Genomic DNA, 13,215 nt, shown 5'->3' on the forward strand with positions numbered 1-13,215 from the left:
GGTTTAAGCCGTTCGCTGCGCCCGGTCTGCGAGCCGTCGTAGAATGGTACTGCTCAGAAGAGCGGGCACGATGCCTAACAGCACCAGCACCGCGAGTCCGCGCCAGGCGAAGCTGTACCCGAACGCTTGTGCGATGGCGCCGAACAGCGTTGGGGCGACGAAGGCCGAGAAGAAAATGAACGTCAGTGCGACGCCGAGGGCGCTGCCGGAATGTTCCTCGCCGCCGATTTCGGCGATTCCAATCACCGCGACCCCGAACCATCCCTCGACGCTGAATCCTAACAGCGCCGCCAGCGCGCACGCTTCCCACAATGCGGTGTGCGTCGAAAAAAGCGAGACGCAAAACACGCACGCCGATCCCATGATGCAGACCACAGCCAGCGGAAGCGACCGGCTGCCGTGAAAAATGTTGTCGCTGATCCAGCCCCAGATGATGCGGCCGGCGACGGCCGCCGCTTGGGAAATGGTAAACACGAACACGGCAACGCCAATAGCGTATCCGGCTTCGTTGGTCAACGTCAGCGCCAGAAACGCGAACATCGTCATTTGCGCGGCCACCAGGGTCATCGACGTCAACGTGAGCAAAATCAGCCGCGCGTCGCTCGAGATTCGCAACATGTCGGCCAGCATCGCGCGCAGCGAAATTCGTTCGCCGTGCAGCTGCTCGGGTTCTCGATACAGCATGGACGCAGCCGTACACGCCACGATGGTGACGATGCCGGCGACCGCGATCGACCATTGGTAACCGAAGTGAATGGCGACTGCCGGTAACAGCAGCGAACCGATGACGCCGGCGAGCGGCACCCCGCATTGCCGGACGCCCATCGCGAATCCGCGCATCTCTTTCTTGAAGAAGAAAACGATCGCATGGCTACCCGCGGGCGTGACGGCCGCATATCCGATGCCGTAGAGCGCCAGCCATCCGAGAATCCAATGAAAGTCGCGCACGAGGCTCGCGCAAATCAGCGAGATGCCCATGAACCAACCGCTCCACAGAACGACGCGTTTGTCCCCGAATCGATCGGTCAGGCCTCCGGCCATCGCGGTTGCCAGCAGCGCGCCGACGAGTTCGACCGACAGGACCATGCCGAGTTGCGTCTGGCCTAAATTGAACGCGGTCTTTAAGAATGGAGTGATGGTGCCGGTAGCAACGGAAAAAATAGACGCCGCAACCATCGCGCCGGCAAACAGCGCGAGCACTTCGTAGGGCGATTCCGGCATTGGATTAGCCGGACGGTGGCGCAGCGCGATCGTTCGTATCTCCGTAGCGGTCGTCAGCTTTCCGGCCGCGTCGTGTGAATCCCGCCGAGGGTATCCGGCGATGCGTGCAAAAGCCAATCGCGATGACGGCGAGCCACTTGTAAACGTGCGGCGCGATAACCATGAATTGGTCCGCTACGTAACGATCTTCGCGCTATCGGCTCCGGCGGCGGTTGCCGTTTGGTTCGTCTTTCACGGCGTGTTCGAAACGTTGAGCGCGACGGAGCGCGCTACCGGCTACGTCGACTCGATCACGCAAATGGGGATCTACCTCGGATACGCGGGGATGTTTGGTGGAACGCTCGTTTTCGCCGGCCTCGCGATATGGGCCGCCGCACGTGCGTTGGGCGTTTGGTTAGCCGATCGTCGAGAACCCTAGCGCGTGCGAGTCGGCGTCATAATCAACGCTCGTTCGCGGCGCGGAACGGCGATCGGAAGCGACGCGTTGCGACAACTCGAGCGACTCGGCGTACAAGTTACGTCGGTGCACGGCACTTCACATGGTATCGACCCATCGCAGGTCGACGCGATCGTGGTCGTCGGCGGTGACGGGACGCTAACGCACGCGATTCCGCGCGCTCTCAGCGCCGGCATTCCAATCGGCATCGTGCCGGCCGGTACGTTTAACGAGCTGGCACGAACCCTCGACGTTCCGTTGGATGTAGCGGGCGCTTGCGATCTCATTGCGGCCGGCCACACGCGCGCCGTCGATGTCGGCTGCGTCAACGGCGTGCACTTCTTGGCCGAGGCGAGCATCGGCATTTCGAGCCGCGCCGCTCGCTGGCAGAACACCGAGATCAAACGCCGTTACGGCATGCTGGGCGTGCTGGCGACGGCGTTGCAAGCGATCGTGCATGCCCGGCCGATGCGGGTGGAGGTGCGCTACGACTCACACGTCATGCGCTTGCGCACGATGCAGCTAACGATCGCCAATAGCCATCGCTTCGGAGGCGTAATAGCGATCTCCGACGCGGCTATCGACGACGGATGGCTAGATCTCTATTCGGTGCAGATCGACAACCTGCGCGAAGCCGCCGCGTTGATGTGGGCGGTTATGCGCGGTCGCCGGGAAGCGGTGCCCGGACTGCGCGTCTTGCGCGCACGGCGGTTCGAGCTGCATCAACGGCATCATCATCATATTACCGCCGACGGCGAGCCGGCCGGTAAAACGCCGGCCACCTTCGATCTGCTTCCGAAGGCCCTTCGCATCTTCTCGCCGGAGTAACCGGCATGCGATATCGGAAACTCGGGCACTCGGGACTGCACCTCTCGATTATCGGTTTAGGTTCGTGGTTGACGTTCGGTAATTCCGTCGATCGCGACACGACCCGGGCGTGCGTTCGGCGCGCGTGGGACGGCGGCGTCAACTTTTTTGATACCGCCAACGTGTACGCGCGCGGTGCGGCCGAAGAAACGTTGGGGCCGATCCTCAAAGAACTCGAACGCGGCGCGTTGGTGCTCGCTACCAAAGCATATTTCCCGATGGGCGATTCGGTGACCGAGCGCGGCCTCTCGCGAAAGCATTTGCGCGATCAGTTGGATCGTTCGCTCGGGCGCCTGCAAGTCGAGTACATCGATCTCTATCAGTGCCACCGCTTCGACGAAACGACGCCGCTCGAAGAAACGTGTCGCGCGATGGACGATTTCGTGCGCCAAGGAAAAATTCTCTACTGGGGCGTTTCGGAATGGAGCGCCGATCAGATCTCGGCAGCCGCAGCGCTATGCTCGGCTCGCGGGTGGGCGATGCCGGTGAGCAATCAGCCGCAGTACAGTGCGTTATGGCGTCGGGTCGAATCGCGCGTGTTTCCGGCGTGTCGCGAGTACGGGATTGGCAACGTCGTGTGGTCTCCGCTGGCCATGGGCATTCTCACCGGCAAGTATCCGAGCGTCGATCGCGTTCCGGCCGGAACGCGTGCGGCCGGACCGTTCAAAGAGATGATGGAAGACTATTTCACGGCCGGCGTGCTGGCCGCGGTACAACAAGTCGTGCCCTTAGCGCAGCAGGCAGGCTGTTCGATGGCTCAGCTCGCGCTGGCGTGGTGCCTGCGCCTGCCGGTCGTAACCAGCGCCATCGTGGGCGCGACCAAGCTCCAGCATTTGGAGGATAACTTGGCAGCCGGCGATCTCGACGTCGACCCGGCCATCTTTGAAGCGATGGATCGAATTCTCGTTCCGGTGGCCCCGTCGGAGCCCTACCTCGCATAATTCTCGCCGGCGGCGAAAACTTTTGGTCACGCGGGGCGTATAGCGAACGTAGAATCTCCGGAGGGTGTCATGAGCGTGTACGAATTCGGACCGTTCCATTTGGATGCCGAGCGGCTCTTGTTGGTCGAGAACGGCAAACCGATGCAGCTGGGTCCTAAGGTGGTCGAAACGCTGCTGGCCATGGTGGAGCGCGACGGCGAGATCGTGTCCAAGCAGGCGTTGCTCGATCGAATTTGGCCCGAGGGCTATGTCGACGAAGCGAACCTGGCGCAAAACGTGTACGTGCTGCGCAAGGCACTGCGCGCAGCTTGGGATAGTCCGGCAATCGAGACTATTCCGCGGCGCGGCTATCGATTTGTCGCCGACGTCCAGCCGTGCGAACGCGTTCCGGCCGTCGAGCCGGCGGTTCATGCCGACCTCGCATTCGACGGGGGGCGTCTGGTAGCGCCGGATCCGGGGCTCCATCCGGCTTCGGCAATCCGCTGGCGCTGGCCGGTCGTGGCGGCGCTCACGGCTTTTCTTCTCAGCGCCGGGGCCGCGTTCGGCATCTTGGCGCCGCACGGCGGAACTTCTATCGCGGCGAACAGTGAAGCCTCGCGACTGTACGCCATCGGACGTTTCTACTGGAATCAGCGTACACCGGAGGGGGCCGCCAAGAGCTTGAGCTACTTCGGGCGGCTCGTGCGGGAAAATCCGTCCGACGCGCGAGGGTATGCCGCGTTAGCCCTCGCTAACGAAGTGATGGGCGACTATATGTACGGGCCGCTTCCGGCTGCGACATACTTTCGAAAAGCGCGCGAGTACGCGCATAAAGCATTGGGTCTCGATCCGCACACCGGCGACGCGTACGCCGTGCTCGGCATCGTCGACATGGATGCGGGCCACATGACCCCGTCCGAAGTCGATTCCGCGCTGACGGAACTGCGCCGTGCGATTGCAATCGATCCCCAAAGCGCTGCGGCGCACGAGTGGTACGGAATCGCTTTAGTAGAAACCGGACAGTTCTCCAAAGCCTTTACCGAACTTCGCCGGGCCGACGAACTGGATCCGTTGTCGGTTGCGACCACGTCGTGGCTGGCCAGCACGGCATATCTCGAAGGCCGCTACGGCGATGCAATCGCATACGCGCGCGAAACGCTCGATCTTTCACCCGGGCGTGCCGAAGCGTTGCAGACGCTCGGCTTGGCCTACGAAGCGCTCGGCGACAGCCGCCGCGCCATTGCGTCGTTCCAACGTATGGCATCGGTGTGCGCGTCCTGCCGTCCCGAAGCCGCCGCGTTGCTCGCGGTCGTGTATGCGCCGATCGACGCTACGACGGCTCGTGCCGAACTGGCGACCGCGCGTGCGCGCTCGGCGGATGTTGGCGCCGGCGATTTGGCTGCCGCGTATGCCGCGGTCGGACAACGCCGCGGTGCGTTGACCTGGCTGCGCCGTGACGGTGCCGCCGCGTATATTCGGGCTGAGGTGGCGGCCGATCCCCGGTTTGCCTCGCTGCGCCGCGACGTCGCCGGCCCGCCGGATAAACGGGCCTAATTGGCGCATCTATGGGACGCGCTTCGCCTGCGTCCCGAGATCGCTCGCACGTTGGCCGCGCACGACCGCGCCGTCGATCGAGGCAGCGTCGATCCACGGACGAAGGCACTCTGCGCGGTCATGGTTGCGTGGCTCAACGCGTGCGAGCGCTGCGTCGAAAACAATCTCGATGCGGCGCGCGAGCTGGGCGTAACCCAGGCGGCGTTGGACGCCCTCGAACGCTACACCGAAAGCGACGAGTTTTCTCCGGATCAACGCGTTGCGCTCGAAGCTGCGGTTGCGATCACGCGCGAACCTCGCGGTGTCTCGCCGGTGTTGTGCGAACGCTTACGCGTACATTTCGACCAGGGTCAAATCGTCGAACTCGTCGCGGCCATCGGTTTACAGAACTATCTATCGCGCGCCAGCAACGCGTTTCGGACGGCCATCCCTTAGTTCGACCCGGTGGCGCGAGCGACGACGCGCTCGACTTTCACGAGACGCGTCTTCGTCCATCGATCGTGCAAAAACGTATGCCGCCAGAAGAAACTCAGGAGCCCGATAAGCGGCCACAAGAAGAACACGATCGTGTAGCGGAAGATCGTCTGTGCCAGTTTGGGCTTGCGAAAATCGACCGTAACCACGCGGAGCCCCGCGATCATCATTCCGAACGTCTGGCCGGCGAGCGTCACTAGCAGCGCCATGTACACGACAAACCAAAACAGCTTACCCGACCGATTGTTGGGATCCAACGCACGCGGCGAAATCAGAAACGGCCCGAGCTTGAACTCAACATTGTTCGAGGGTACGAAACTGATCGGCCCGATATTCACCGTTTGCGGCTCCGGCGTTGCGGTCGGCTCCGGCTTCACCTTATCGACAGTTTCTTTATCCGCAGTTTCCTTATTTGTAGTTTTGTGACGTGCGGTCGCCGCAGGTTTCGAATCGTCGTCGTTGATGTTGACGGCCACCGGCACGCCGTTGCCTCCACCGAACGAGTTGATGATCGATAGCACCAGCGCGATGTCGATGCCGAAGGCGGCGAAGCGCCGCCACCAGCCGGCGCAATCTTTTTTGGCTACCGTCGTGATGCCCGGCGCCGCAAGCTTCGGCGGCTCTTCGTCCCGCTCGCGAACGAACCAGGCACGTGCCAGTTCGTACATCGGCGTCGACATGAACTCGCGCAAAGAAGCGATACGCGTCGTCGCATACGGTTCGGCTCCCAGCCACACGCCCCAACGCGAAACCGAATCGGCTTGCAGCTCCGCATATTGCTCGGCAAACGCGTGATAGTCGACCTTGCGTCCGAACTCGTGGAATTCGGCCACGCCGACGGCGCGGATGGCAGCGTTCAAGTCGCCGCAACAGAGCAATCCGAACTTGTCGCAGGTCGCGGCGCAACGTCGCAGCCAGGCGCCGAAAATGAGCGCGATGATCGGGTTCTCTTTGCCGTTCACACTGAGCAGCGAGAGAAAACGCGTGTGTCCGGCGGCGATGTGTCCGAGTTCCCGACCGATCATGAAGGCCAGCTCGTCGTCGTCGAACACCTCGATCCAGTGGCTGGAGAGCACCAGCGAATACGGCTCTCCGAATCCGAGCGCCGCGACCGGCACGTAGTTGTCCTCGCGGACGAACACCAGCGGCATCGGAATATCCAACGCGGCGCAAGCCGACTTCACGATCGAAAAAACGCGCGGGTACTGTAGCTCGTGAACGCGCACGCTGGTTCCGAGTAATCGGCCGCGTGCCAGCGTCACATAGACCATCGCAATGACGATGAACAACGCGACCTGCGAGGCGCCGATCGACTCGTGTAAGATGTAGCCGATGAAGAGCGCCGCCGGAAGCGCCAACAGGGCCGTGGCCCAGAAAGCGATGCGCTCGCGGGGGTCGCGTAGCGAGTGCGGGCCGGCAAAGACCGTAGCGTCCACCGCGCCTTCTCGGCTTCGACGGTCCGGCTTTCCTACAAAAAAATATTTCGCTAGGGTTCTTGACACCTAAACCATGTTGTACTAGTGTAATAGTACAACAGTAAGCTAATACGGAGCCGAGACATGACCAAGAACCTGACCAACGCCCAAGACTCGAACCCGCTCAACGACCAGCGGACCACCGTGCGCTTCCCCAACCCGACGGGCAGCTCGTTCTTCCAGGGCTGGGGCCCGAAAGCCTAAACAGGCCGTCATGCCGGCCGTCCTTACGGTCGACCCTGGAAGCGGGGTGCCGATCTATCTACAAATCATCGAGCAAGTCAAGCGCTCCGTCGCGTTGGGCGTGCTGCAATCCGGTGAGCAACTGCCAACCGTCAAGCAGCTGGCCCTCGACCTGACGATCAACCCAAATACGGTCGCCCGTGCGTATCGAGATCTCGAGCGCGATCAGATTATCGAAACGGCTCCCGGCCGCGGCTCGTTCGTGCGCCAAAACGGCGCCGAGGCGAACGTCCGGGCGGCTGCCACCGACGTAGCCCGCGCGGCCGTGGACGGGGCGCTGCGAGAAGCCAAATCGCTCGGCCTTACGCGCTCCGACGTTCGCGCTACGGTCGACCTCGCACTCGACCGTTGGTTTCCGGAGGAACGATGAACGCCATTGCAATTTCGCACCTGAGTAAGCGCTACGGTTCGTCCGTGGCCGTCGACGATCTGTCGTTACAGATTCCGTCCGGCACGGTGTTCGGATTGCTCGGGCCTAACGGCGCGGGTAAGACGACGACCTTCAAGTGCATGCTCGGATTGATGCGTCCGAACGCAGGCAGCGTCGAATATGCGGGTCAACCGCTCGCGCCGTCCACGTTCGAAGATATCGCCTACGTTCCCGAGCGCAGCGTCCTCTACGATTGGATGACGGTCGCGCAACACGTCGAGATGAACCGTCGCGCATTTGCGCGATTCGATCCGAGCGGCGCGGCGCAGTTGCTGGCGCGCTTCAGTATCGATCCGCGAAAACGCGTGCGCGCACTGTCGAAAGGCATGCGCACCGCAGTCATGGTGTCGCTGGCATTCGCCCGGAACGCAAAAGTACTGATCCTCGACGAACCGACCAGCGGTCTCGACCCGGTGAATCAACGCCACGTCTTAGGCTTGATCGTCAACGAGGCGGCGCGCGGTAATACCGTTCTGTTTTCATCGCATCAAATCGGGCAGGTGGAACGTGCGGCCGATCGCATCGCAGTGCTCGACCACGGACGGTCGATCCTGACCGGCCTGGTGGACGATTTAAAAGCCGATCGCAAGATCGTCGAGGGTGTGTTCCTCGATGGAGCGACCGACATAAGCGCCGTGAGCCGCGACCCGCGCGTTGCGCGCGTCGACCGCGTCGATCGTATCGTGCGCATGCTGGTCACCAGCGGCGCTGACGACGTCGCGCAACGGATGACGGCTGCCGGCGCGACGGGCGTTCGCCTACTCGATCTCAACCTCGAAGACATTTTCTTCTATGCAGTATCGCCCGCCGACGCATCGTCGGACGCGGCGACGAGGAGTATCGCACAGTGACCTACGTAGAATGGCTACGTGTCGCCGTCGCGCTCAAGCGAACGGCAATTTTTCTGGGCATCCTGATCGTCATCGCCATAGCAGCCCGGATATGGGTGGCATATTACGGGCCGGTCAATGCGATGTCGTACGTCAACTCCATCCAGCACGATCCGGCGTCGCATGTGGTCGTTTCGACCTTGGCGGATGGATCGCAACGAACCGTTATCGACAATCCGGTAAAACAAGTACACCTCGAAGTGACGGATCGCGGTCACGGCGATGAAATCGTGCGCATCGTCCGCTCGGGCGTCGCCCACACGCCGCTAGTCTTTGGTGACGCCGACATACACAGTTCGATGCACAGTTCGATGCACGGCGACCAAAGCGATATAACCATCGAGACGCACAAAGACCAGCTCGATGGTTCGGCGGCAGAATTCGGTACCGCCGGCGTCATCGCGCTCATCATCGGCATGATGTTGGCCGGATGTTTCGCGCGAGAGAATGACGGCCATTTGGAGATAGCGCTCACCAAGCCGGTGTCGCGCACCCAACTATCGATCCGTATCATGCTGGTCGACATGGCCGGCATCGTGGGCGCCTGGGCTTTGAGCGTCGTCGCTGCGTACATCATCATCGCGCTCTTTGTGGGATTTCACTTCGGCGTGACCGCAAACGACTGCCAGTTGGCCGTCGCAGTGATACTCGGTGCGATCGCGTGGTATGCGTTACTGTGCTGCGCTACGGCATCGCTCAAGCGCAACTACGGTATCATTTTGGGCACGGCGTGGATCGCCGGGCAGTTGATTCCAGTGTTGACACGCATTCCCAGCGATGCGCCGCCGTTGCTCGGTTTTCTTCGGATCGTAGCGACGCCGCTATCGTGGATCGATCCGTTCACCTACGCCCGGGTCTCGGTGGCTCTTCCGTCGGCGGCGGAAATGTTGCGCGTCTATCCCTACGCCCTCGAGATTCCCGTACTCGTTGCTCTTACTATCGCATACGCGTTCTTTGCCATACTGCAGTGGCGCCGAGTGGAGGCATAACCGTGGAGATCTTCGGAACCAAATTCACCGTCGCGATGGGTGGCTGGCGTTTGCGCTTCGTGCTGGCGCTCGAAGACGCCGACGCGTTACCCGCATCGCGGTACTCGGCGCTAGAGAACGAACCCGTTACGAATAGCCGGGCGTGAAAACGCGAAGCCTTTCTTGCCAACCTGATAGATATAGATGTTCGGTATTAACGGATCGCCGTTGACGCTGAACCCGTATTGGCCAACCAGCGTCGTGAACGAGGGATTTCGCTGCATCGTTGTCAGCAGTGAGAACCGGGTTCCGGCGCCGGTGCGTCCGGCGGCAGAAATGATCACCTGCGCGGCGGCGTAACCGTATGCAGAGAGCGCGGTAATCGCACCGACCTCGTTTTCGAAGTCGGTCAGCAGCCCGATGGCGCTCGGCACGCGATCGAGCGGGGGAAGATTTGAAGCAACGAACGCGCCGTCGAACGTCGTCGCGTAATTCGCGATCGTATCCGAGTTATAGAAACCGTCGGACGCACCGAACTCGCCGGTGAAGCGCGCCAGACGTACGGCCTCGGCTAACGAGCCGAGTTCGACGGTCTTTCCCGCGAAAAATACGTACTGCGGACTGCGATCCAGAACGCTGCGCGCTGCAGCCGCCGGATCGAAACCGCTTTGCGGAAACAACAAAACGTCGGCGCTGACGCGATTGCCTCTGGCGCCTTGGATGAATCCACGGGCTACGTCGGAACCGTAGTCGCCGTCGAGCGCGACGGCTAACGCGGTGATCCCGCGCTTCTTTTCGAGCACCGTGGATCCAAAAAGCTGGCCGGCATTGGTGTCGTTGGCCGGCAGGCGATAGATGTTGTGATACCCGCGAGCGGTGATCGCGTTAGCGGTAACCGTGGGCACGACCACGGCAAAGTTGACGTTCGCATAGCGCGGAAGCGCCGCCAGCGTCATTTGTTTGGTGAGATTGCCGACGAGGCCGATCACCGTTGAATCGGCGGCCGCGACGCTCGCATTCGAAGCTGCTTGTGCTGTGTCGTTGCGATCGTCGTAGGTGCGCATGCCCCACACGTGACCGATCGGGGTCGTGAAGCGGTTGGCTTCGTCGACCGCAGCTTGAACGCCGCGCACCACTTCGGTGCCGTACTTGGCCAAAGGACCCGACAGCGTTACGCATACGCCGATGGTGTACTGCGTCAAAAACGTGTTCGGAAACGGGGCGGGCTGCTGAATCGGCACCGGCACCCGAACTTGCGCGTTCGCGCGTAGAGCGGCGCCGCTGGCGCCCGCCGCACCGATCGCGGTGAGGAACGCGCGACGCTTCATGCGGGACGGCCGACGGCAAAGCCGATCGCGGCGGACGCCAAAAAGACGAGTGAAAATGCCATATTTGCTATGAAGACACGCTCGTTGAGCACGAAGACGTTTTCGCTGGCGTCCAACAGACGCTTCTCGTACACGATTAAAATCGCATTGGCAGCGACTCCGGCGTAATACGGCCAGGCGCCGTTCGCAATCCATCCGGCCGCTGCCAACGCCGCCAGCATCGCGCCGTGCAAGGCCAGCGGTAAAACGTAGCCGCTTCGTTCCCCGAAGCGAGCCGGAACCGAAGCGATCCCTTGCTCGCGATCGACGCCGAGATCCATCAATGCATAGATGATGTCGAACCCGGCGACCCACAGCGTGACGGCGACGAACAACAACACGCCGGGGATTCCGATTCCACCCGCGACGGCCACGTAGGCCCCGAGCGGTGCGAGCCCGTCGACCGCGCCGAGCACGAAATGCGTCGTCCACGTGAACCGCTTGCACAGCGGATACGCCAGCAGCAGCACGGCCGCGATCGGCAATAGCTTAACGCACAGCGGATTGAGCATCCAGGCCGACCAGACGAGCAGCGCGAGCCCGGCAGCGGTCGCCCACAGCATCGATGCAGCCGATAGCTTGCCGCTAGCGAGGGCGCGCCGAGCGGTGCGCGGATTACGGGCATCGATATCGCGATCGAGATATCGATTGGCCGCCATCGCGGCCGTGCGCGCTCCGAGAACGGCCAGCGTGATCCACAGCAGCGCCGGCCATGACGGAATTCCGCGCGCGGCGACGATCGCACCCGTATACGCGAACGGGAGTGCGAAGAGCGTGTGTTCGATTCGGATTTCTTTGAGGAAGACGCCGATCTTCAACGGGGCGCGCTTTCGTCGCCGAGTAAACGGCGTAACGCCGCGGCGCCTTGTCCCGACCACGTGTCGGACGTCGCGTTACCGTCGAGCGAAGCCAATCCGTATTCGCGCCAACGTTTGCTGACGCGCTGCCGCACGTCGTCGTTCATCACCATATCGGGCGGCCACTCGCGAGCGTATCCTTCGGACGCATCTTTGCGGGTTGCATCGATACCGATCTTCGTGCCGTACGCAACGTTGTACGATCCGTGATCGAGGTCGTCGACGGGACCGGGCATCATGACGATATCGCGATCTGGTGCTAAGTTGTTCAAAACGAACCATGCCGTGGCACGCGTATCTTGCACGTCGACGTCGGCGTCGACGATCACCAGTGCGCGCGTCAGCATCATCATGTGGCCGAGCCCCCACAGCGCGTTCATCACCTTTTTTGCGTGTCCGGGGTAGGCTTTTCGAATCGACACGATTGCAAGATTGTGAAAACCGCCTTCGACCGGCAGATTCATGTCGACGACTTCGGGCAGCACCATCTGCAACAGCGGCAAAAAGAGGCGTTCGGTGGCTTTACCCAACCACGCGTCTTCCATTGGCGGTTTGCCGACGACGGTGGCGGGATAGATCGCGCGCCGCCGGCGCGTCAGGCAAGTAAGGTGAAACGTCGGATAGGTATCGGCCAAACTGTACACGCCGGTATGATCGCCGAAGGGGCCTTCGGTACGAAGATCGTCGTTGTCGACGTATCCTTCCAGCACGAATTCCGCGCCGGCCGGAACCAGCAGATCGACGGTTTTGGCGCGAACGAGTTCGACCGATCGTCCGCGTAGCAATCCGGCGAACGCGAACTCGTCGACGATCGGCGGTAGCGGCGCGGTAGCGGCGTACGTCAGCACCGGATCGGTGCCGATCGCAACCGCAACGGGAATTTTCCGGCCCGAAGCTGCGGCGTGCGCGCGTCCTTGCTTGTGGCGCTGCCAGTGCATGCCGGTTTCGCGTGGGCCGTAGACCTGCATGCGATACATGCCGACGTTCGGACGCCCGGTTTTCGGATCGTTGGTGATAACCAGCGGTAACGTAACGAACGGACCTGCGTCGAGCGGCCATGTGGTAAGCACCGGAAGTTCGCGCAAATCGGGGCGGCGATCGACGACCTCGTGTACGGGTGCGCTCGAAACGATTTTCGGTAGCGCATTGCGTAACGGAGCCAACGACGCGAGCGCGCCGATGCGCTCTCGCAGCGACCGGACGGGCGCGGGCACTTGCAACAGCGCGCGAAGACGGTCTGACGCATCGTCGAGCGATGCGGCATCCAGTGCCATCGCCATCCGCCGGCGGGTGCCGAATTGATTCGTCAGCACGGGGAAGCGCGAGTTTGCGGGCCGCGAGAACAAGAGCGCCGGGCCGCCTGCTTTCACCACCCGGTCGGTGATTTCGGCGATCTCTAAATAGGGATCTACCGGAGCGGAAATTTCGTGCAGTTCGCCCGACGCGCGCAAGGCATCGACGAAGGCGTGAAGGGATGCAAAGGGCACCGACCCGTGTTACGAGTGCGGCGCGG

13 protein-coding genes are annotated in these 13,215 nt (G+C 62.0%); 8 read left to right on the forward strand and 5 right to left on the reverse strand.

Annotation, left to right across the window (positions count from 1 at the left end; translation table 11 throughout):
* Positions 1-3: 3 nt before the first annotated feature.
* Complete coding sequence (locus tag VGF98_12295; protein ID HEY1682413.1) at positions 4-1,338, reverse strand: MFS transporter; 1,335 nt, start codon at positions 1,336-1,338, stop codon at positions 4-6.
* A gap of 49 nt (positions 1,339-1,387) precedes the next feature.
* Between VGF98_12295 and VGF98_12300 the strand changes: the two genes are divergently transcribed.
* The 5 genes from VGF98_12300 (at position 1,388) to VGF98_12320 (ending at position 5,433) form a co-directional block, all read left to right on the forward strand.
* Positions 1,388-1,639, forward strand: coding sequence for a hypothetical protein (locus VGF98_12300; protein ID HEY1682414.1), 252 nt, complete (start codon positions 1,388-1,390; stop codon positions 1,637-1,639).
* Positions 1,640-1,642: 3 nt separating this feature from the next.
* Entirely contained in the window at positions 1,643-2,485 is an 843-nt protein-coding gene (locus tag VGF98_12305; protein HEY1682415.1) for a YegS/Rv2252/BmrU family lipid kinase, read from the forward strand.
* 5 nt (positions 2,486-2,490) lie between these two features.
* Positions 2,491-3,465 (forward strand): aldo/keto reductase family protein, encoded by a 975-nt coding sequence (locus VGF98_12310; protein ID HEY1682416.1) that lies wholly within the window; start codon positions 2,491-2,493, stop codon positions 3,463-3,465.
* A gap of 69 nt (positions 3,466-3,534) precedes the next feature.
* Positions 3,535-4,998 (forward strand): winged helix-turn-helix domain-containing protein, encoded by a 1,464-nt coding sequence (locus VGF98_12315; protein ID HEY1682417.1) that lies wholly within the window; start codon positions 3,535-3,537, stop codon positions 4,996-4,998.
* A complete protein-coding gene (locus VGF98_12320) occupies positions 4,999-5,433 on the forward strand; it encodes a carboxymuconolactone decarboxylase family protein (GenBank protein HEY1682418.1) in 435 nt (144 codons plus the stop codon).
* Here VGF98_12320 and VGF98_12325 read toward each other — a convergent pair.
* Positions 5,430-6,908 (reverse strand): RDD family protein, encoded by a 1,479-nt coding sequence (locus VGF98_12325; GenBank protein HEY1682419.1) that lies wholly within the window; start codon positions 6,906-6,908, stop codon positions 5,430-5,432. The genes VGF98_12320 and VGF98_12325 overlap by 4 nt on opposite strands.
* Before the next feature lie 253 nt (positions 6,909-7,161).
* Between VGF98_12325 and VGF98_12330 the strand changes: the two genes are divergently transcribed.
* Genes VGF98_12330 through VGF98_12340 form a run of 3 tightly spaced genes read left to right on the forward strand, consistent with a single transcriptional unit; the run spans position 7,162 to position 9,499 of the window.
* A complete protein-coding gene (locus VGF98_12330) occupies positions 7,162-7,560 on the forward strand; it encodes a GntR family transcriptional regulator (GenBank protein ID HEY1682420.1) in 399 nt (132 codons plus the stop codon).
* Complete coding sequence (locus VGF98_12335) at positions 7,557-8,471, forward strand: ABC transporter ATP-binding protein (protein HEY1682421.1); 915 nt, start codon at positions 7,557-7,559, stop codon at positions 8,469-8,471. The genes VGF98_12330 and VGF98_12335 overlap by 4 nt, the downstream gene beginning before the upstream one ends.
* Positions 8,468-9,499: a hypothetical protein gene (locus VGF98_12340; protein HEY1682422.1), complete on the forward strand. Its 1,032-nt coding sequence runs from the start codon at positions 8,468-8,470 to the stop codon at positions 9,497-9,499. Before VGF98_12335 ends, VGF98_12340 begins: the two co-directional genes overlap by 4 nt.
* A gap of 110 nt (positions 9,500-9,609) precedes the next feature.
* Here VGF98_12340 and VGF98_12345 read toward each other — a convergent pair whose 3' ends face one another.
* Genes VGF98_12345 through VGF98_12355 form a run of 3 tightly spaced genes read right to left on the reverse strand, consistent with a single transcriptional unit; the run spans position 9,610 to position 13,189 of the window.
* On the reverse strand, positions 9,610-10,806 hold the full coding sequence (locus VGF98_12345) for an ABC transporter substrate-binding protein (GenBank protein HEY1682423.1): 1,197 nt from the start codon (positions 10,804-10,806) through the stop codon (positions 9,610-9,612).
* On the reverse strand, positions 10,803-11,663 hold the full coding sequence (locus tag VGF98_12350) for a 4-hydroxybenzoate octaprenyltransferase (GenBank protein HEY1682424.1): 861 nt from the start codon (positions 11,661-11,663) through the stop codon (positions 10,803-10,805). The genes VGF98_12345 and VGF98_12350 overlap by 4 nt, the downstream gene beginning before the upstream one ends.
* Positions 11,660-13,189 (reverse strand): menaquinone biosynthesis decarboxylase, encoded by a 1,530-nt coding sequence (locus VGF98_12355; protein HEY1682425.1) that lies wholly within the window; start codon positions 13,187-13,189, stop codon positions 11,660-11,662. Before VGF98_12355 ends, VGF98_12350 begins: the two co-directional genes overlap by 4 nt.
* Between the last annotated feature and the right edge of the window lie 26 nt (positions 13,190-13,215).

This window comes from Candidatus Tumulicola sp. (assembly GCA_036490475.1).
GTDB lineage: Bacteria > Vulcanimicrobiota > Vulcanimicrobiia > Vulcanimicrobiales > Vulcanimicrobiaceae > Tumulicola.